Origin of the sequence: Congregibacter sp., from assembly GCF_965660375.1 — a bacterium.
In the GTDB taxonomy this organism is placed as follows: Bacteria; Pseudomonadota; Gammaproteobacteria; order Pseudomonadales; family Halieaceae; genus Congregibacter.
Genome location: NZ_CBFHZO010000030.1, coordinates 15,298 through 33,482, shown reverse-complemented (window position 1 = coordinate 33,482; position 18,185 = coordinate 15,298). Strand labels below are relative to the sequence as shown.

Below are 18,185 nucleotides of genomic sequence, written 5' to 3'. Positions count from 1 at the left end.
GCTGTCCGGCTGTTCTTCGATATACTGCCCTGCCTTTTTTTCAAGCCTTAGTGACGCCATGGAGCTCCTTCGCGGTCTTAGTAGCCTGCGCGCCAAAATTCGTCCCAGCGTAGCGACCATCGGTGCCTTCGATGGCGTACATCTGGGGCACCAAACTGTGATATCGCAGTTGGCTGAACAGGGCCGCAAATTTGATCTGCCCACCACGGTGGTGACCTTCGAGCCGCTGCCGCGAGAGTATCTGGCGGCGGATTCCGCCCCCGCGCGATTGCAGAGTTTCCGGGAGCGGTTTGAGTCCCTGGCGGCATTGGGCGTCAACCGTTTACTGTGTCTTCGTTTTAACGAGACTCTGCGCCAGATGTCTGCTGAAGAGTTCGCAGAGGGCATCTTTGCAAAAGGACTGGGTGTTCGAGCACTGGTTCTGGGGGACGATTTTCGCTTTGGGCATGACCGTGAGGGTGGTTTTTCACTGATGGAGTCCATTGGCGAGCGGGAAGGCTTCGACACCCTCGCGACAGAAACCATTGAAGTCGACGGTGCACGCGTGAGCAGCACCCGTCTCCGCAAGGCTCTGGCAGACGGGGATTTTTCCACAGCCCGGGCCTGTCTGGGACGGGACTACGAGATATCAGGCAGGGTCGTTTACGGCCGGCAACTGGGCCGGCAGATAGGCTCACCTACGGCCAATATTGCCCTCCGGCGGGGAAGTGTCCCCTTAAGTGGTGTGTTCGCAGTGACGGTTGAGGGAGCAGGTCTCAGTAATGTACCCGCCATTGCCAATGTTGGCGTACGGCCCACCGTGGAGGAGGGCCTCAAACCCAATCTGGAGGTGCATATTCTGGATGGCGACCACGGGCTTTACGGTCAGCGGATAAACGTGCGCTTCCTGCACAAGTTTCGAGACGAAGAACGCTATGAGTCTTTGGAAATACTCAAAGCGAAAATCCATGAAGACATAGAAGGAGCTCGTGCCTGGTTCGCATTGGGCACAGAGGACAGAAAAATCTCATGAGTGACTACAAGGACACCCTCAACCTGCCGACTACGGGATTTCCCATGAAGGCAAACCTTGCCCAGCGTGAGCCGGCAAGAATCAAGCAATGGCAGGAGATGGGGCTATATCACCGCATTCGCGAGGCGCGAGCAGGTCGGCCCAAGTTTATTCTCCACGACGGCCCCCCCTATGCGAATGGGGATCTCCACGTGGGTCACGCGGTGAACAAGGTACTCAAGGACATCATCGTCAAGTACAAAACCCTCGATGGCTTTGATTCGCCCTATGTGCCGGGCTGGGACTGTCATGGGCTTCCCATTGAGCTCAATGTCGAGAAAAAAGTCGGTAAGCCCGGTGTCAAACTCAGCGCAGCGGAATTTCGCGAGAAGTGCCGCGCCTATGCGCAGCGCCAAATTGATAACCAGCGGGAAGACTTTGTCCGCATGGGGATTATCGGCGACTGGGAAAACCCCTATCTCACCATGAACTTTGATTTCGAGGCGGACATTGTCCGAACTCTGGGTCGCCTGGTGGAGCGGGGCCACGTGCACAAGGGTTTCAAGCCGGTGCACTGGTGCCTGGATTGCGGCTCCGCTCTTGCAGAGGCCGAAGTGGAGTATGCCGATAAGCAATCTTCCGCCATCGATGTGGCTTTTGCCGCGGTGGATGCCTCGGCGATCAATCATGCCTGTGGTCTCGATGATGACGCAGGGGTAACCGTTCCCATCTGGACCACGACGCCCTGGACGCTGCCGGCCAACCGCGCTGTCAGCGTGCATCCGGATCTCGACTATGTGCTGATCGCCGGCAATGACCAGCGTTTGCTGGTGGCGGAGGCGCTGGCAGAGAGCTGCGCCAGCCGCTATGGCTTGGGTGAGCCGGACATTCTCGGCCGCTGCAAGGGGCGAGATATTGAGCATCAGTTGCTTCAGCATCCCTTCCTTGATCGCCAGGTGCCCGTGATCCTTGGAGAGCACGTCACCGTCGAGGCGGGCACCGGCCTGGTGCACACCGCGCCGGCCCATGGTCAGGATGACTACATCGTCGGTATGCGCTACGACCTGTCGGTCGACAATCCCGTGGGACCCAACGGCGTGTTCCGCGAGGACACCGCGCTGTTTGGCGGGCAGCATGTCTTCAAAGCCAATAGCAACATCGTAGCGGCGCTTGAAGAGCGCGGCGTGCTTCTCCATCACCAGGATTATCAGCACTCCTATCCCCACTGTTGGCGGCACAAGACACCCTTGATTTTCCGGGCTACTCCCCAGTGGTTTGTGCGTATGCACGAGAACGGCCTGCTTGATGCAGCCCAGAAAGCCGTCGACGGTGTGCAGTGGGTCCCGGAGTGGGGCCGCGCCCGTATCGAATCCATGCTCAGTGAGCGTCCGGACTGGTGTATCTCCCGTCAACGGACCTGGGGCGTGCCTATTACGCTGTTCGTTCACAAGGAGACTGCGGAGCTCCACCCCGACACCCCCGCGCTTATGGAGCAGGTGGCGACTCGCATTCAGAAGACGGGCATTGAAGCGTGGTTCAGTCTGGAAGCGAGGGAGCTGCTTGGCGAGGACGCTGAGCACTATGCCAAGGTCACCGATACCCTGGATGTCTGGTTTGATTCCGGGGTAACCCATGCCTGCGTACTGCGGCGCAGGGAGGAGCTTAGCTCCCCCGCAGATCTGTATCTCGAGGGCTCTGATCAGCATCGCGGCTGGTTCCAGTCTTCACTGCTCACGGGTATTGGCGCCTACGGCGAAGCGCCTTTCAAGGCGGTACTGACCCACGGTTTCACTGTAGATGGCGATGGTCGGAAGATGTCGAAGTCCATCGGCAACATTATTCCTGCCCGCAAGGCCATGAATGATAACGGCGCCGATATTTTGCGGCTATGGCTGGCCTCAACGGACTACCGCAATGAGGTCGCCGTGTCTGATGAGATCATCAAACGCACCGGGGACAGTTACCGTCGCATCCGCAATACCGCCAGGTTCATGCTGGCCAACCTCTCAGGCTTTGATCCCGCAGAGCATCTGCTCGCCGATGAGGAACTTCTGCCGCTGGATCGCTGGGCGGTGGACTCTGCCGCGCGGCTGCAAGAAGATTTGAGGCAGGCCTATGATGCCTACCAGTTCCATCAGGTCTGTCATCGTCTCCACAACTATTGTTCAGGGGAGATGGGGGGCTTTTACCTCGACATCATCAAAGATCGGCAATACACCACTCGGGCGGACAGTCTTGCCCGGCGGTCTGCGCAGACAGCGCTCTACCGTATCGCTGATGCCATGGCGCGGTGGATGGCGCCGATCCTGTCCTTTACTGCCGAAGAGCTTTGGGAGAATCTCCCGGGTGAGCGTGAGGATTCCGTACTCCTCGCCAGCTGGGGCGCGCCGCTGCTGCGTTTGTCCCGCAAGGACAAGCTGGATGCACAGTACTGGGATGCCTTGATCGCAGTGCGTACCGCCGTGAATAAGCAGTTGGAGACTCTGCGCGCCGCGGGCGAGCTGCGGGGATCCCTGGATGCCGCAGTCACGCTGTATTGCGACGGGCAGCTTGCGGAGCGCCTTGCGGGTTTGGGCAATGAGCTGCGCTTTGTGCTGATCACCTCCGCTGCGGAGGTGGCGCCCCTGGCGTCAGCCGGCGCTGATGCCGCCGAGACGGAGGTCGAGGGTTTGCGTCTGTCAGTTACAGTCTCCGATGCCGAGAAATGTGAGCGCTGCTGGCATCGCTGCGCAGATATCGGTGAACACGAGGCGCATCCCACTCTCTGTGGGCGCTGCGTCAGTAATGTAGATGGCCCTGGCGAGGTGCGGGAATTTGCCTGAGACCCTCAAAGGCGCCGCGCGCTGGTACGCCCTCGCAGCGCTGATTGTGGTTTTGGATCAGGCGAGCAAGTGGCTTGCCTCTTCAGAGTTGAGTTACGCCATGCCGGTAAAGATATTCAGCTGGTTTAATCTGACTCTCCATCACAATCAGGGGGCCGCTTTCAGCTTTCTGGCGGGCGCCGGTGGTTGGCAGCGTTGGCTCTTTGCTGCGCTGGCGTTAGGCGTGAGTGCCATGATTGTTTACTGGCTAAAGGATCTGAAGTCCCGACAATGGCAACTCTCGCTGGCGCTGGCCCTGGTTCTGGGCGGTGCTCTCGGTAATCTTGTGGATCGCATCCATCTTGGCTACGTTGTCGATTTTATCAGTGTCCATTACCGTGACTGGTATTTTCCGACCTTTAACGTCGCAGACGCCGCTATTTCGGTAGGTGCTTTTCTCATTATTCTTGATAGTGTTGTGAACTCTGCGACCGACAGGGTCTCCAAGGAGGAGCAGGGCAGTTAAATGGCAGACGCAGTGAGTGATTCTATGGACGGAAACGTGGGTGAGGGCACCCGGGTGTTTTTGAATTTTTCGCTGGCGCTGGAGGACGGTGCTGAGGTGGATTCCAATTTCGGGGGCGAGGCCGTGAGCTTCGCTATTGGCGATGGGAGTCTTTTGCCGGGCTTTGAGCGCCACATCATCGGCATGCAGGCCGGGGAGCGAAAATTGTTTCAGGTTCCACCCGAAGACGCCTTCGGGCAGCCCAACGAAAACAACGTACAGCGTGTGCCCAGAGAGGGTTTTGACGAGGAAATGGAGCTTGAGCTGGGGCTGGTCTGTTCCTTTGCAGACGCATCCGGCGGTGAGCTGCCCGGTATGATCGTGGGTTTCGATGATTCGGAGGTCACCGTGGACTTTAACCATCCCCTGGCCGGCCAGACCATTTTGTTTGACGTACAGATCCATCGTCTTGAAGCGGTAGACTTGCACTGATGGATATTCAGCTGGCAAATCCCCGGGGCTTCTGTGCCGGCGTCGACAGGGCCATTGATATCGTCAATCGCGCGCTGGAGGTGTTTGGTGCACCCATCTATGTGCGTCATGAAGTTGTTCACAACCGCTTCGTCGTTGATGATCTGCGGTCTCGCGGGGCGGTGTTTGTCGAGGAACTGGACGAGGTTCCCGATGACTGCATTGTCATCTTCAGTGCTCATGGCGTCTCCCAGGCGGTGCGTAAGCAGGCGGGGTCGCGGGGGCTCAAAGTATTTGATGCCACCTGCCCGTTGGTAACCAAGGTGCATATCGAGGTCACACGCTACAGCGCGGAAGGTCGAGAATGTGTGCTCATCGGCCATGCTGGGCACCCGGAGGTTGAAGGGACCATGGGCCAGTACGACCACAGCAAGGGGGGCGATATTTACCTGGTTGAGGACGAGGCGCAGGCTGCGAATCTTAGCGTCCGCGATCCGGAAAAGCTGTCTTATGTCACCCAGACTACCCTGTCCATGGACGATACGGCGCGGGTGATCGAGGCGCTGCGAGAGCGATTCCCGGCGATTACCGGGCCGCGTAAAGACGATATCTGCTATGCCACACAGAATCGTCAGGACGCGGTGAAACAGCTGGCAGCCGATTGTGATCTTATGATTGTTGTGGGGTCGCCCAACAGCTCCAACTCCAATCGGCTGCGAGAGCTCGCAGAGCGCATGGGCGCGCAGGCCTATCTGTTGGATCGGGCTGATGAAATTGACGCGGGCTGGCTTGAAGGCAAAAAAAGGGTCGGTGTGACTGCGGGGGCCTCTGCGCCGGAGGTCCTGGTGCAGGAGGTCATTGATCGGCTCCGGGACATGGGCGCCGATACTGTCCATGAAGTGGATGGACGGCCTGAGAATGTCACCTTCAGCATGCCCAGGGAACTGCGTCTCCACCCTGTGGATTGACGGTTATGTAAGCCCATATTCTGGGCTAAGTCCTTGAGTTTGCCGGTTATCGGCAAATTTGACCGTTTGTCGGGCGTTGGCTGCGCGGCTGTTCTGTCTTGCCTATGCTGTTTACATGAAAGGCTTGCCAACACTTTGCCATCCGCACCGCGGGGGCCCTACGCGAAAATGGGCTGCGCCGGATCAGGACCCTACAAGGGCTCGCCGATCCCGAGAGGCGGGATTCACCCTCATAGAATTGATGATGGTGTTGGTGCTTATCGGTATTCTGCTGGGGATAGGTGGTCCATCCTTTCAGAGTAGTTTGCAACGCAATCGCCTTCAGACGACGGTTAACTCTGTTGCCACAGCACTGAGTTTTGCCCGTGCCGAGGCGGTCATCCGTTCAGAGCCTGTTTCGATTTGTCCCACCGTAGACACAGCGTCCTGTTCCGGAAGCAATTGGGAGACAGGGTGGTTGATATTTGTTGACAACGGCGCCGGTAGTGGCGGTGCGGCGTCTGATGGCACGCTCAATGGCGCTGAGGAACTCCTGCGCATTGGCGAGCCAGCGCCTGCGGAGGTGACGATTCGCACCGTGAACTTCCCCTCCACGGCTAATATTGTGTTTCAGGATTCCGGTCGGGTTTTGCAGAACACCAGCGGCACCCTAACAATCTGCGATGCACGTGGCGTGAATGACGCGCGGGCGTTGGTTGTGGAAGTTTCTGGTCAGGCCCGCCGCGCATTGGATACAGACAACAACGGGGTGGTGGAAGACAACACAGTGACATCGGTGGTGTGTCCATGATTAAACAACATCTGAATGCTTCAAAGAGGCAAGGCGTGGAGAGCCGTCAAACGCGGCAGCAAGGCGGTTTTACACTCATTGAGGTGATGGTGAGTGTGTTGATTCTGCTGGTGGGCCTCTTGGGTGTTGTGGGAATGCAGATGCTGAGCCTGCAGGCCAACCAGGGGGCGTACTTTCGCTCTCAGGCGGTGTATATCGGCGCCGAGATTCTTGATGCGATGCGAGCAAATCCAACAGCTGTGGCGTCTTACGTCGGGGTTTATCCGGATGACGGAGCCACTGTTCCTGGGGATCAGGCCTGCCAGGACGCTGACGGTTGTACACCACAGCAGGCCGCGTTGCAGGATCTCCGAGAGTGGAATGTGCATTTCTTCGATGTTTTTAACGTAGGCGCAGGCAATTTTCGGCCGAGCATTCCCGGTGGCCGTGCACTCATTTCCGCTGATGGAGATGAATACACAGTCCAGGTCAACTGGACCGAGCGCCAGTTCGACAATCTCAACAGCACGGATGGCTCAAATACTCGTTCTAGAGTGTGGCAGGTGGTCAGTTTGACAGCAACGTTTACACCATGATTACTTTTTTAAATGACAGTAACCGTCTCTGTATTGTTGGGCGCAGCGTCGAACTCACGGCCCAGCGGAACAAGATGCGCGGGCCGCAATCCGGACTTTCCTTGATCGAGCTTATGGTTGCTCTGTCGATTGGTGCTTTTTTAGTGCTTGGAGTGGTGACAGTATTTCTAGCAAACAAAGACTCTGCCCGACTAGAAAACTCGCTTGCACGCCTCCAGGAAAATGGCCGCTTTGCGCTGGATCTTCTGCGCGAAGATCTGCATCGGACGCAGTACCTTGGCTGTAATACTGGGGATGTATTCGTCGTTAATATGATTGAAGATCCTAACTCTGCGGGCTTTTCCACAACGCTTGACGGCATTCGTGCCTATGAGCGCAACGGAACGGGAGCGTGGGCGGCGAACCCACCGTCGACCAATTTGTCCGCGAATATTCTGGCAGCTGAAACTGGTGGTGGCGCACGTAATGGTAGCGATGTGTTGAGCCTGCGGATGAACGAGTTATTAAATGAAGACGACCCCAATGATCCGCTGCTGATTTCGGACGTTTCACCTGCGAGCACGAATGTAGCACTTGATGACAACCCAGGTTGCGCGGTTGAGCAAGGTAGTCGCGTCTTAGTGACCGGATGCAATTTGACAGCTCATTTGTTCGCGGTGACCAATTCGCAGACCTGTAATGCTGGTGCGCCACCCAACGCCACGACCCTCGAATTTGACAATAGCGGTAACTATTCAACGTCCATCGAAAATTTTTATGACATTGATTCTCAGGTGCTGCTCTATGAAGAAGCGACATGGTACGTGGCAGATACCGGGCGTGATCGCAATGGGTTCGATGTGTGGGCACTGTACCGAGAGGTGAACGGTGCGACCGAAGAAATGATCGAAGGTGTGGAGCACATGCAGGTCAAGATCGGTCAGCGTGTGAGCCTCAGCAATTCTATTCGTTATGTTAACCCCAGTGACGCGACGTTGAACACGGGAAACAATTACGAGGGGGCTATATCGGTGCGAGTTGCACTGCTTATGCAAGGTTTTGATCTTATTCGTGATGGCGATGACAGTCGAGTGTATGTATTGATCGATGAGCAGGTGTCGGGCGTGGGTGCCTCTGCTCTGGGGCAGGGAGGCCTTCATTCCTCTGGCGCGGTGCAGCGTGACGTTTTTACCACCACCGTTACTTTACGCAATGCACCAGAGTTTTAGGCCGATGTATCAACTTAAGAGAAAACAAAGCTTAGTGCGTGGCCACCAGGATGGGGTCGTGTTGCTTGTGGTTCTGATGCTTTTATTGCTGACGACTATTGTTGGTTACCAGGTGATGGAGACGAGTTCGCTGGAATCTCGTATGGCCGCGGCGCGTCAGGGCAAAGAAGTTAGCTTTCAAGCTGCAGAGTCGATCATAGATCAGTCCAAAGGTGATGAGAATCTGTTGGTACAGGCGTTTGCTGCCCGCTTAAGTAACTCGGCTTGGCCGACGAGCACGGCTTTTAGCTTCCTTGATGATGCTGATCTGGCGGGAAGTGTAGAGGTGCGCTACGTAAATGAAGTTTCAGCGCTTGGCAATGATTTAGTAATTGGTAACCCGGGGCTTCGCAGTCTCCATTTTGAAATTCGCGCAGAGGCGGGTCGCACAGACGACCGCTTCAACAGTCGACATATTCAAGGTCTAAAACGTTTTGCACCCAAGCCTATATAGGCTTCGGGTCGGGAGTGACGAAAAATGAACGGTGTGAATCGCATGGTTAAGAAAATCTCGGCTGCATGCCTGGCGACATTGTGGTGTACCGCACCTGTCTGGGGTGATGATACGGAGATTTTTTTTGGAGAGGTTGAGAGCGCCAGTGCTCGTCCAAATGTGCTTTTTATCATTGATACTTCGGGCTCTATGAGCGCAAGCGTGTCGGGAACCGGTAAAGATCGCCTTGATAATGTAAAAGATGCGATGTACCAGCTGCTGGACGAATTAGATAACGTCAACGTGGGGTTGATGCGCTTTACCAATCCCGGTGGCCCGGTTTTATACCCGGTCAGCTATATCGATGAGGTGGTCGGCGGGGGTGAAATCGTTTCTGTTGATACGCCCATCGCAGCTGCAACCGATGACGCGCAAGAGGTTGACGGTACCTCTGTGATGATTTTGGATGCGGAAAAGCTTGATATTCTCAATCTTGCCGTTGGAGATTCTGGCACAGGGACGTCCGAGAGCCAGGTGGTTAACGGGGATGACGATGCAGAAGAGGAGGTGGATGACGGCGATTACGATATTGACGTTAACGACCGAGAATTAAAATTAGAAGAAGATGAAAACATTGGCGTGCGATTTACAGGCCTCGATATCCCGAGAGGAGCGACGATTACCAACGCCTATGTGCGTTTCACCGGTAGAGATGGTGAATCGGGTCGACTCGACTTGCGTATCTCGGGGCAGAGGATTGATTCAGGCGATTTTGATGATGACGAAAGAATCACTCGACGGTCTGACACCAATGCTCAAGTTGGCTGGAGAATCAATCGGCCGCCTGCACGTAACGAAACTATTGATACGCCTGATTTGTCTGACCTGATTCAGGAAATTGTTTCCACTTCGCGATGGGATCCTGCCGGTGGCGGTGAGGATGACATCGTACTGATCTTCGAAACAGTTTCTGCTAGGGGCGACGCCGAAGTCGAATTTTACTCAGAAGAAAGAAGCTCCAGTAGGGCTGCCAAACTCTTCGTGGAGTACACCACGGGCTCTACTGGAAGCGTCGAACCTACGACAACGGGGCTGCGGTTTGACGGCCTTGATGTGCCAAGGGGGGCCACGATTAGCGAGGCTTACCTACTATTTACCGCGGAGCGAGATTTCACTTCGCAGTACGATCTTGAGATCGGCGTGGAGCTTAGCGGTGATACCTCAACGTTCACCGCTGCGCCGGGCAATATTACCAACCGTGATCTGTCTACGGAGCGCGTAAGTTGGGAGGGCAGCATGACCCATAGTTCCGGAGATACTTTCCAAAGTCCGGATATTTCTTCACTGGTGGAGCAGGTCGCAGGCCGCAATGATTGGTGCGGAGGTAATGCCCTGTCATTGGTGGTTAATGGTGATTCGGGGCAGCTGCCGGTGTGGGCTTTTGAAGGAAGCGCGTCTCTGGCGCCCCGGCTCGTGGTTAAGTACGAGTACGACTCTATTACGCCGGGGTCGTCATGCTTTCTCCGAACTTTAAGCCGCACAATAGGTTCCTCCAATGATGATGCCGAGGAAACCGGAAGTCGCGCTAGAACTAGCAGCGATGATCTGGATTTAGAACGGGGATCTGTGGTGGGCTTGCGATTCAGCGACGTGGCTGTTCCCCGTAATGCCACTATCTTGAATGCATATATAGAACTAGTGTCTGATGAGGATGACTCTGGTACCACCAATATGACGATCTTTGCGGAGGCTGCCGATAACCCCAGCGGCTATACGAGCGCAAACGGGACGATAGAAGATCGCGCTTATGCCTCAACCACAGTGCCATGGTCGGTATCTTCTGAATGGGAGGAAGACGATGTCAATAGAACGCCGTCTCTGGCCAATCTAATACAAAACAACATTACTAATCGAGCAGGTTGGAAAGCCGGCAATGCTATGGCGTTTCGTATAGACACGAGCACCAGAAGAAATCGTAGGGCTGTGAGTGTTGATGGCGACCGCGCGGACGCGCCTCGACTATTTATCGAGTATCAAGATGATGGGTCAAGCTTCACCTCGCAAAGAACACGCTCGGTAATGAAAGATCTGGTTTCACAGCTTAACCACAACGGTTGGACGCCCGTGCAAGATACCCTCTATGAGGCTGCTCTGTATTACACCGGGTCAGCGGTAAAGTGGGGAGCTACCCGAGGTTTTTCTGGAATTGATGGTGGGCCCTTTAGTTATGCTCGTGTTTCAGCCAGCGAGGCGATGGTTCCCGGCACTTTTTCATTGAATCGGCCCCGTGATTGCTCTGAATCGAACCTTGATAGCAGTGACTGTCGCGATGAGAACATCACTGCTGTGGGATCCGCGGCCCTATATAAAAGCCCCATTAACGATTTTTGCCAAGAGCAAAGTCACATCATCATGCTCACAGACGGTGAGGCAAACCGTCCACATTCAAGTGAACTGATTCCGCAATTTATGGGAGGCGAAGCTTGCGAGAATGAACCGACACTCAATGCCGATGGAAGTACAACGGCACTTGAGAGCGGTGAGCGGTGCGTGAAGGACCTAGCAAGGTATATGAACGAGACGGATATGAGCTCGACCCTAGCGGGGAATCAACGGATTACCACTCACACGATTGGGTTTAACTTCTCTAGTAAGTGGCTTGAAGATGTGGCCGCCGCTGGCGGCGGTGTCTATAAAACTGCAAACAATGCCACCGAACTGGTTGCAGAGATCAAGGATATTATTGGAGAAGTGCTGAAAACCGACTCCACGTTTGTGGCTCCCGTAGCGGCGGTGAACGAGTTTAGTCAGCTAAGCCATCTGCGTCAGGTTTACTTTGCGGTTTTTCGCCCCGACGAGTTCCCTCGATGGCGAGGAAATATCAAAAAGTATGCGTTGAGTGAAGAAGACGTCGATATTGTCGATGTTAATGGGAATCTTGCGATAGACCCGGTTACCGGCTTTTTTATCGGAAACGCTCAAAGTTTTTGGAGTTCGCAGGTGGATGGTGCGGCCGTGGACATCGGGGGAGCAGCGGAGAACCTCCCGGCCTATGGAGATCGGAACGTCTACACCTTTGTTTCTGGATCTAGCAGCAACAACCTTGCCAACGGCGTGAATGCTTTGCGGCCCGCTAATACGATGCTCACCAAGGCAATGTTTGGCGTAGATTCGATGTCCGACGCTGAGTTTGCAGAGCATATTGCCTGGATCCGAGGTAAAGATTCTGATGATGAGGATGGTGACGGTGCGGTGAATGAAAATCGCTACATATTCGGGGATCCATTGCACTCGCGACCAGTCGCAATCACCTACGGCGGCACTGAAACAAACCCTGATGTAGAAATCCTCTTTGGCACCAACTCAGGCGGTCTTCAGTCGGTGGATGCGAGCACTGGACAGGAGACATTTGCCTTTATTCCAGAGGCGTTGCTGCCAATGCAAAACGATCTACGCCTCAATCGTTCCAGCACAGCCCATCCCTACGGTATTGACGGTACGCCCACGCCCTGGGTTAATGACAACGGTCGCAACGGTATTGATGCTAACGATGCCCAAGACTTTGCGAGGATATACACAGGCATGCGTCGAGGCGGCCGAAATTACTATGCCCTGGATGTAACCGATCGGGAAGCTCCGGAGTTGATGTGGCAGATTCTCGGTGGCGGCGTGCAGTCCAATGGCGATGATTTCAGTGAGTTAGGGCAAACTTGGTCCCGCCCTATTAAGACGCAGGTTAAGCTTGATGGGGATAGTGAGCCTCGCGACGTATTGCTGTTCAGTGCCGGGTATGACGAGGCGCAAGATGAAACGCAAATTCGAACCGCCGATAACGTGGGTCGTGGCATGTATATGGTGGACGCGCTGACGGGTCGCTTACTTTGGTCGGGTGGCAAGACCGGCGCGCAGCCTTGGACCGAGTCCTATTCAGCCATGAATTATTCCTTTCCCAGTACCATGTCGGTGGTCGATATTAATCAAGATGGTCTTGCGGATATGTGGTTTGGCGCGGATACCGGCGGTCAACTCTGGCGTTTCGATATCGCCAACGGTCAAACGCTTGCGAATCTTGTGACCGGTGGGGTTATTGCTGACTTAGGGGTGGCCGGGGGAGGTAACGATATAGCAAGCAACCGTCGTTTTTTCTCATCACCCAGTGTTGCTATTGTGCGTGGTCCTGATGGTCCTGAGCTGGTTGTTGCTATAGGTTCGGGATTTAGGCCTTCGCCCTTGTCTACCTTGGCGACGAACCGTATGTATTTAGTTCGCCAGCGAGCGGTGTTTTCTGCGCCGTCTGTATACACTGCGTTGGTGACTACAGATCTCTATGACGCAACTGCGAACTTACTATCGACGGCCACGGGGACTACTCTGGAAACTCAGCAAAAGTTGCTGAACGAGTCTCAGGGTTGGTTCTTTGACTTTTCGCTTCCTGGGGAAAAAGCTTTGTCATCCCCCTTGATTGCTAACGGGAGAGTGATTTTTACTACTTATACGCCGGGGAACTCCAACGTCTGGTGCCGTCCCGCAGCAGGCACCTCCCGGGCTTATTCAGTGAGGCTCGAAGATGCTGTTCGCACAGAGCCGCGCCCACTTCTCACACCAAGTATTGTTGATCAGGCAACGATTATTGTTCCGCCGCCGTATGTGCCAGACCCCAACGATCCGGAGGATTCCAACGACCCCGATGACCCCAATCAGCCCGATGAAAGTGTTTGCCCGAATGGTAATAGCGTTGTCATCAAGCTTAACGCGGAGGATGGCCCTATTGATGATTGGTGCAACGATTCGGTCACAACCTATTGGCTGAAGGAGCAATGATGAAGTTGCCGTCCAACCGTCAGTCGGGTTTTACGCTGATTGAGTTGATGATCGTAGTTGTGATTCTGGGTATCTTGGTAACTGTTGCGCTACCCAGCTATCAGCGCTCCATTGTTCGCTCTAATCGTGCAGACGCTCAGGCTGCGCTCTTAGGCTTTGCGCAGGCAATGGAGCGTAGATTCACGCAGAATTATAGTTATGAGGCCGCGGCGGCAGGTGGTGGTGACACAGGGTCGCCGGATCCATCGGTGTTTCCCAGCCAATCGCCTATTGATGGTAATAATCCCGCCTACAATCTAAGGATTGATTTTGCAGATGACGCCAGATTCACTATCCAAGCTGTCCCAATAGCAGGGGCTAGGCAGGATGGTGACGGTTTGTTGCAGCTCGATTCTCTGGGCAGGCGCGCGTGGGATAAGAACAACAATGGTGCGATAGCGACTAGTGAATTTACGTGGGATCAGTGATGTTGACGATGCGACAGGTATTGTCGAGGTAGAGGTTTACATGAAAACAGCTTATAAATTGGTTTTGCTTTCTTTTACTGTTTGCGTGCTGCTAATCGGGCCCGTTCATGCACAAGTTGACGATTCAGAGGCATCCCAGGACGAGCAACGGACACACAGTCTCGCTGGTATACCCGCGCTGGTATTGGCCGCAGCCCAAGCGCAGGGGCCAGATGTATTCTTCAATAGTGCTGTCAGCTACCTGCAAGATGATTTTCGGGTTTACCGTGTGTCTGGGAGGCTTTATCGCCAGCTGTGGTATGTGTATGTGCGTGAAGATGGTAAGTGGCTGCGTACCCAAAAAGACAATCAAGACGATTAGCGCTGTTTGTGGCGCAGGCAGTTAAACACGACCCTATTCAGTGTTAACACCGGAGGTTGCGCCCTTGTCGATCCTCTCGAATACCGTCGCCATTGCTGTCTGAGGGCAGGTAGTTGCGCCCGCTGTGGCTGATCACCAAGGCTCTTGCTTGACGGGCGTCGCGACTTTTGGGGCAGTAGTACAGTGTTCCGTTTTGCCAGGTGCCACCGTTCGGTTCAAACCTAAGGTGGTTTCTCGCTAGGGAGGCGCGCCAAGACAGCTCTGCGCCAGTCAGCGGCCACTGAATCGCTCGAATAAGCTGATCGTTCACATCTAATCGACGATTATTGTTGCTGTCGATAAACACCGCGATTGAGTGACTGTCTGTCCATTGCCGATGGCAGCGTTTAGCCGTATTTAAAGCACATACCGTAATAGCCTCCTGTCTTAGCAACGCTTCTTGGCGAGCCAGGGAGAACAGTGACGCCAAGTGCCGCATAGCTGAGGCGCTGCGCAGTTCGTCGATCCGCTTTGCTAAGGGTGCAGCAGTTAGTCCCAGAGTTATGGACAGTATTGTTGTGATTATGAGCAGTTCGATCAACGTAAAACCATAGTGCGGGCGGTGACAGAGCCGTGTCCTGTTTTGAGTATTGCCTCTCATCATGAACCCTTGGACTAGGTAAGAGGCCTTGATTGTCACCCTGAGTAAGCGTTATTGCCCAGATCAGCAGTGGTTTAATTCAATCTTCTAGAGCTAGCTTCTTCATTCGATACCGCAAGCTTCTAAAGCTCAGTCCAAGAGCTTTGGCCGTTTCTGTTCGATTCCAGCGGTGCTTGTCCAGTGCTTCGCTAAGCACCTCGCGCTCAATATCTGCCAAATAGGCGTTCAGATCTCCAGCTACGGCGCTCAGTTGACTGTTATGGGTAATGGGTTCCTGAGCAGCAACAGGCGTTGCGATGCTTCTAATCTGAAGGTCCTCCACATCGATGACGCCGTTTTCACACAATGCAAATGCGCGCTCGAGCATGTTTTCGAGTTCGCGCACGTTACCGGGGAACCTGTAGTCCTTCATTACTAAAAGGGCTGCGTCGCTGATTCTTGGGATGCCGCTCTGATGAGCATCTGCAATACGCTCAATAAGAGCCTGTGCAAGCATCGCGATGTCGTCTTTACGTTCCCGAAGGCTAGGAACTTCCAATTCAATCACGTTCACCCGAAAGAACAGATCCTCCCGGAAGCGACCAGCGGCTACCTCTGTTGCCAGGCTCTTGTGTGTTGCTGACAACAGCCGAACATCGGTCTCTATCTCCTCGTTTGCACCCACAGGGCGGACCCGTTTTTCCTGAATCGCGCGCAGTAGTTTCACTTGCATCACAAGCGGTAAGTCGGCGACTTCATCAAGAAACAGTGTGCCGCCTTCGGCTGCCTGGAAAAGTCCTAGCTTGTCGCGACTCGCTCCGGTAAAGCTTCCCTTAAGGTGGCCAAACAGTTCGCTTTCTATGAGCTCTGCGGGTATCGCTCCACAGTTCACGGCAACAAAGGGCCCCGCGGCTCGCGGTCCCCGGCCGTGAATGTTTCGTGCAACGACTTCTTTTCCGCTTCCGGACTCGCCTCTAACATGCACGGGGGCCTGACTTCGCGCGAGTTTCTCGATTTGCTGGCGTAGCTTATCCATGGCGGGGGTGTCCCCGATGAGTTCGTCGCTATTGCCAACGCGAACGCTTCCACCGATGGGGTCCAGCTCTAGCGCAGCGCTAATCAGGGCGCGAAGTTTTTCCAAGGCTACGGGTTTGCTGATGAAATCAAATGCCCCAGCCTTGAGTGCCCTGATAGCGCTGTCTACATTGCCGTGTGCCGTGATCATTGCGACGGGTAGGGAAGGCTGAGTGGCTTGTATGTGTTCTACCAAATCGATTCCGTTGCCATCCGGCAAGCGCATGTCCGTGAGGCACAATTGCAGGGGGGCAGCATCATCCAGCAGTGTGTAGGCCTCGTCCAATGTCGCGGCGCTGACGGTATCCAGTCCCATACGACCCAAGGTTATCTCCAGTAGCTCACGGATATCCGGCTCATCATCAACGATGAGTACCCGGACGGCTTCATGACTGCTCACACGCGTTTACTCCTGATGCTCAATGGTGATTTGAAAACGACTCCGTCCGTCGCTGGTCGGCAAATAAGCGATTCTCGCTTGATTCAGCTCGCAAAGCTCACGGCAGAGGTAAAGCCCAAGCCCGCTCCCACCCGGACTGCGGGTAAAAAAGGGTTCAAAGAGTCGGGGCACATCGGCTTCAGCGACTCCCTGCCCATCATCGTACACGTCAATCACGCATTCTCGTTTACTTCGATCAACGCGCACTCTCAACTCGGCGGAGCAGTTTTTAGTGGCCAATTCACTGTGGCGCATGGCGTTGTTCACTAGGTTGTCCAGCACCCGTTCGAGATGTTCCGGATCTATTAGCACACGGGCACTGGGGTCCACGTATTCTATGTTGAGACTCCCAGGGTTATCCCTGGCGCTGCGATAGCGTTCGTCGTACCACTCCAGCCAATCTACAAGCTTTAGCATCTCTAGCTTGGGCGGTTCTCGACGGGAGATCTGCATGACACTTTCAACAATATCATTCACCCGTTGACTGTTGGTGAGCACCATATCCACCATGCGTCGGTCATCGTCAGCCAGACCAGGGGACTCATCCAAGAGCTGTGAGGCATGGCTGATGGCACCCAATGGATTGCGAATCTCGTGGGCTATGCTGGCGGCGAGGCGCCCCAGGGACGATAGCTTCAGTGACTGCGCATAGGCCGCAACGGGTCGATAGTCCTCAAGAAAGACGAGAATCTGATGTTCCTCTCCCCCTTCGAGGCTGTGGAATCGCGCGACAATCTCGGCGCCGTCACCCTGGGCCGCAAAGGGCGACCCAATCTGCTCGCCACTGCGACGGAATTTTTCAATGCGCTCAGAGAGAGCGCCACTGTAGTCGGTCAGAGCCCGTCCCTGCTCCAAAGCGATGGGTCTGCTGGGGTCTAACAGCCTGCCCGCTGCGGCATTGAGGACTCGGGCGCGGTTCAGGGAGTCCACCAGAAGGATGCCCGTCTGCATATTCTGCACGATTTGTTCGTTGAGTCGCTGAAGCCGATAGATGTCACTGGCGCGCTCTCTGGCCAGTGCCTCTACCCGGCCAAGGCGCAGCGCGACGAGTTGCACGATGCCCGATACGATAAAAAATAGGAGTCCAAGAAGTCCTGCGGGGAAAAGAGCCTTGATCCCCGTGTTGGTGGTCGACATGAGTCGCAAGGTGTCTCCAAGCACCGCCAGCACGGTCAGCGCGGCGACCAGTGTCGCGACTGTGCGGTTGCTGATGAGTACGGCGCTGGAGGCGACGGTGATGGCCAGCAGCAGGGGCAGGCCGCTGCTCATACCTCCCGAGGCATCGCTCAGTAAGGTGATACAAACAATGTCCACGCAGAACAGCAGCACCAGTCGGGCGTTGGAGCTCTGCCAGCGAGCGGCCACCACACCGAGCAGTGCAACGTTGCTGAACAGAAAAATGCTGCTCACAGCCGTATATAACGCGGGATTGTGTGCGCCCACCAGCTGCCGCGTGGCGGGCAGAGTAATGAGAACCAGGAAAACCACCGACAGCACCGTGCGATAAATCAGGTAGATGCGGAACAACAGCTGATTCTGCTCAGTCCCTACGGTCCCCGGAGGCACTAAAATAGCGGGATTGCTCACGGTCTTTTACTCAAAGTTCCACTGAATGGCTGCGAA

The 18,185-nt window shown here is 55.0% G+C and carries 15 protein-coding genes; 12 read left to right on the top strand and 3 right to left on the bottom strand.

From position 1 onward, the window contains the following. Positions 1-58: 58 nt before the first annotated feature. The 12 genes from ribF to ACTG3T_RS02515 all read left to right on the top strand — a co-directional run bounded on the left by ribF (position 59) and on the right by ACTG3T_RS02515 (position 14,430). Entirely contained in the window at positions 59-1,012 is a 954-nt protein-coding gene (gene ribF / locus ACTG3T_RS02570) for a bifunctional riboflavin kinase/FAD synthetase (RefSeq protein ID WP_439100699.1), read from the top strand. After that, positions 1,009-3,813, top strand: a complete 2,805-nt coding sequence (gene ileS, locus ACTG3T_RS02565) for an isoleucine--tRNA ligase (protein WP_439100698.1) — start codon at positions 1,009-1,011, stop codon at positions 3,811-3,813. Before ribF ends, ileS begins: the two co-directional genes overlap by 4 nt. Continuing rightward, on the top strand, positions 3,806-4,318 hold the full coding sequence (lspA, locus tag ACTG3T_RS02560; RefSeq protein WP_439100697.1) for a signal peptidase II: 513 nt from the start codon (positions 3,806-3,808) through the stop codon (positions 4,316-4,318). Before ileS ends, lspA begins: the two co-directional genes overlap by 8 nt. After that, positions 4,319-4,789 carry an FKBP-type peptidyl-prolyl cis-trans isomerase gene (locus ACTG3T_RS02555; protein WP_439100696.1) on the top strand — a complete coding sequence of 157 codons (471 nt, stop codon included), beginning with the start codon at positions 4,319-4,321 and terminating at the stop codon, positions 4,787-4,789. Continuing rightward, on the top strand, positions 4,789-5,736 hold the full coding sequence (ispH, locus tag ACTG3T_RS02550; RefSeq protein WP_439100695.1) for a 4-hydroxy-3-methylbut-2-enyl diphosphate reductase: 948 nt from the start codon (positions 4,789-4,791) through the stop codon (positions 5,734-5,736). The genes ACTG3T_RS02555 and ispH overlap by 1 nt, the downstream gene beginning before the upstream one ends. A gap of 115 nt (positions 5,737-5,851) precedes the next feature. Beyond that, on the top strand, positions 5,852-6,526 hold the full coding sequence (locus tag ACTG3T_RS02545; protein ID WP_439100694.1) for a GspH/FimT family pseudopilin: 675 nt from the start codon (positions 5,852-5,854) through the stop codon (positions 6,524-6,526). Next, positions 6,523-7,101 carry a type IV pilus modification protein PilV gene (gene pilV, locus ACTG3T_RS02540; RefSeq protein ID WP_439100693.1) on the top strand — a complete coding sequence of 193 codons (579 nt, stop codon included), beginning with the start codon at positions 6,523-6,525 and terminating at the stop codon, positions 7,099-7,101. Before ACTG3T_RS02545 ends, pilV begins: the two co-directional genes overlap by 4 nt. Then, positions 7,098-8,309 (top strand): PilW family protein, encoded by a 1,212-nt coding sequence (locus ACTG3T_RS02535; protein ID WP_439100692.1) that lies wholly within the window; start codon positions 7,098-7,100, stop codon positions 8,307-8,309. Before pilV ends, ACTG3T_RS02535 begins: the two co-directional genes overlap by 4 nt. 4 nt (positions 8,310-8,313) lie before the next feature. Continuing rightward, positions 8,314-8,802 carry a PilX N-terminal domain-containing pilus assembly protein gene (locus ACTG3T_RS02530; RefSeq protein ID WP_439100691.1) on the top strand — a complete coding sequence of 163 codons (489 nt, stop codon included), beginning with the start codon at positions 8,314-8,316 and terminating at the stop codon, positions 8,800-8,802. 24 nt (positions 8,803-8,826) lie between these two features. Then, positions 8,827-13,602, top strand: a complete 4,776-nt coding sequence (locus ACTG3T_RS02525) for a PilC/PilY family type IV pilus protein (protein WP_439100690.1) — start codon at positions 8,827-8,829, stop codon at positions 13,600-13,602. Then, positions 13,602-14,069: a type IV pilin protein gene (locus tag ACTG3T_RS02520; protein ID WP_439100689.1), complete on the top strand. Its 468-nt coding sequence runs from the start codon at positions 13,602-13,604 to the stop codon at positions 14,067-14,069. The genes ACTG3T_RS02525 and ACTG3T_RS02520 overlap by 1 nt, the downstream gene beginning before the upstream one ends. A 40-nt stretch (positions 14,070-14,109) precedes the next feature. After that, a complete protein-coding gene (locus tag ACTG3T_RS02515) occupies positions 14,110-14,430 on the top strand; it encodes a hypothetical protein (RefSeq protein ID WP_439100688.1) in 321 nt (106 codons plus the stop codon). A gap of 43 nt (positions 14,431-14,473) precedes the next feature. On the opposite strand, the gene ACTG3T_RS02510 is transcribed toward ACTG3T_RS02515, so the two are convergent. The 3 genes from ACTG3T_RS02510 to ACTG3T_RS02500 all read right to left on the bottom strand — a co-directional run bounded on the left by ACTG3T_RS02510 (position 14,474) and on the right by ACTG3T_RS02500 (position 18,149). Further along, the gene (locus tag ACTG3T_RS02510; RefSeq protein ID WP_439100715.1) at positions 14,474-15,070 is read right to left on the bottom strand and encodes a GspH/FimT family pseudopilin; all 597 of its coding nucleotides are present in this window, start codon (positions 15,068-15,070) and stop codon (positions 14,474-14,476) included. Positions 15,071-15,149: 79 nt separating this feature from the next. After that, positions 15,150-16,523, bottom strand: a complete 1,374-nt coding sequence (locus ACTG3T_RS02505; RefSeq protein ID WP_439100687.1) for a sigma-54-dependent transcriptional regulator — start codon at positions 16,521-16,523, stop codon at positions 15,150-15,152. A 6-nt stretch (positions 16,524-16,529) separates the two neighbouring features. Beyond that, positions 16,530-18,149, bottom strand: a complete 1,620-nt coding sequence (locus tag ACTG3T_RS02500; protein WP_439100686.1) for a sensor histidine kinase — start codon at positions 18,147-18,149, stop codon at positions 16,530-16,532. Between the last annotated feature and the right edge of the window lie 36 nt (positions 18,150-18,185).

Coding starts and splice junctions, on each gene's coding strand:
- ribF (WP_439100699.1), top strand. CDS start 59: ATGGAGCTCCTTCGCGGTCTTAGTAGCCTGCGCGCCAAAATTCGTCCC.
- ileS (WP_439100698.1), top strand. CDS start 1,009: ATGAGTGACTACAAGGACACCCTCAACCTGCCGACTACGGGATTTCCC.
- ACTG3T_RS02555 (WP_439100696.1), top strand. CDS start 4,319: ATGGCAGACGCAGTGAGTGATTCTATGGACGGAAACGTGGGTGAGGGC.
- ispH (WP_439100695.1), top strand. CDS start 4,789: ATGGATATTCAGCTGGCAAATCCCCGGGGCTTCTGTGCCGGCGTCGAC.
- ACTG3T_RS02545 (WP_439100694.1), top strand. CDS start 5,852: ATGAAAGGCTTGCCAACACTTTGCCATCCGCACCGCGGGGGCCCTACG.
- pilV (WP_439100693.1), top strand. CDS start 6,523: ATGATTAAACAACATCTGAATGCTTCAAAGAGGCAAGGCGTGGAGAGC.
- ACTG3T_RS02535 (WP_439100692.1), top strand. CDS start 7,098: ATGATTACTTTTTTAAATGACAGTAACCGTCTCTGTATTGTTGGGCGC.
- ACTG3T_RS02530 (WP_439100691.1), top strand. CDS start 8,314: ATGTATCAACTTAAGAGAAAACAAAGCTTAGTGCGTGGCCACCAGGAT.
- ACTG3T_RS02525 (WP_439100690.1), top strand. CDS start 8,827: ATGAACGGTGTGAATCGCATGGTTAAGAAAATCTCGGCTGCATGCCTG.
- ACTG3T_RS02520 (WP_439100689.1), top strand. CDS start 13,602: ATGAAGTTGCCGTCCAACCGTCAGTCGGGTTTTACGCTGATTGAGTTG.
- ACTG3T_RS02515 (WP_439100688.1), top strand. CDS start 14,110: ATGAAAACAGCTTATAAATTGGTTTTGCTTTCTTTTACTGTTTGCGTG.
- ACTG3T_RS02510 (WP_439100715.1), bottom strand. CDS start 15,070: ATGAGAGGCAATACTCAAAACAGGACACGGCTCTGTCACCGCCCGCAC.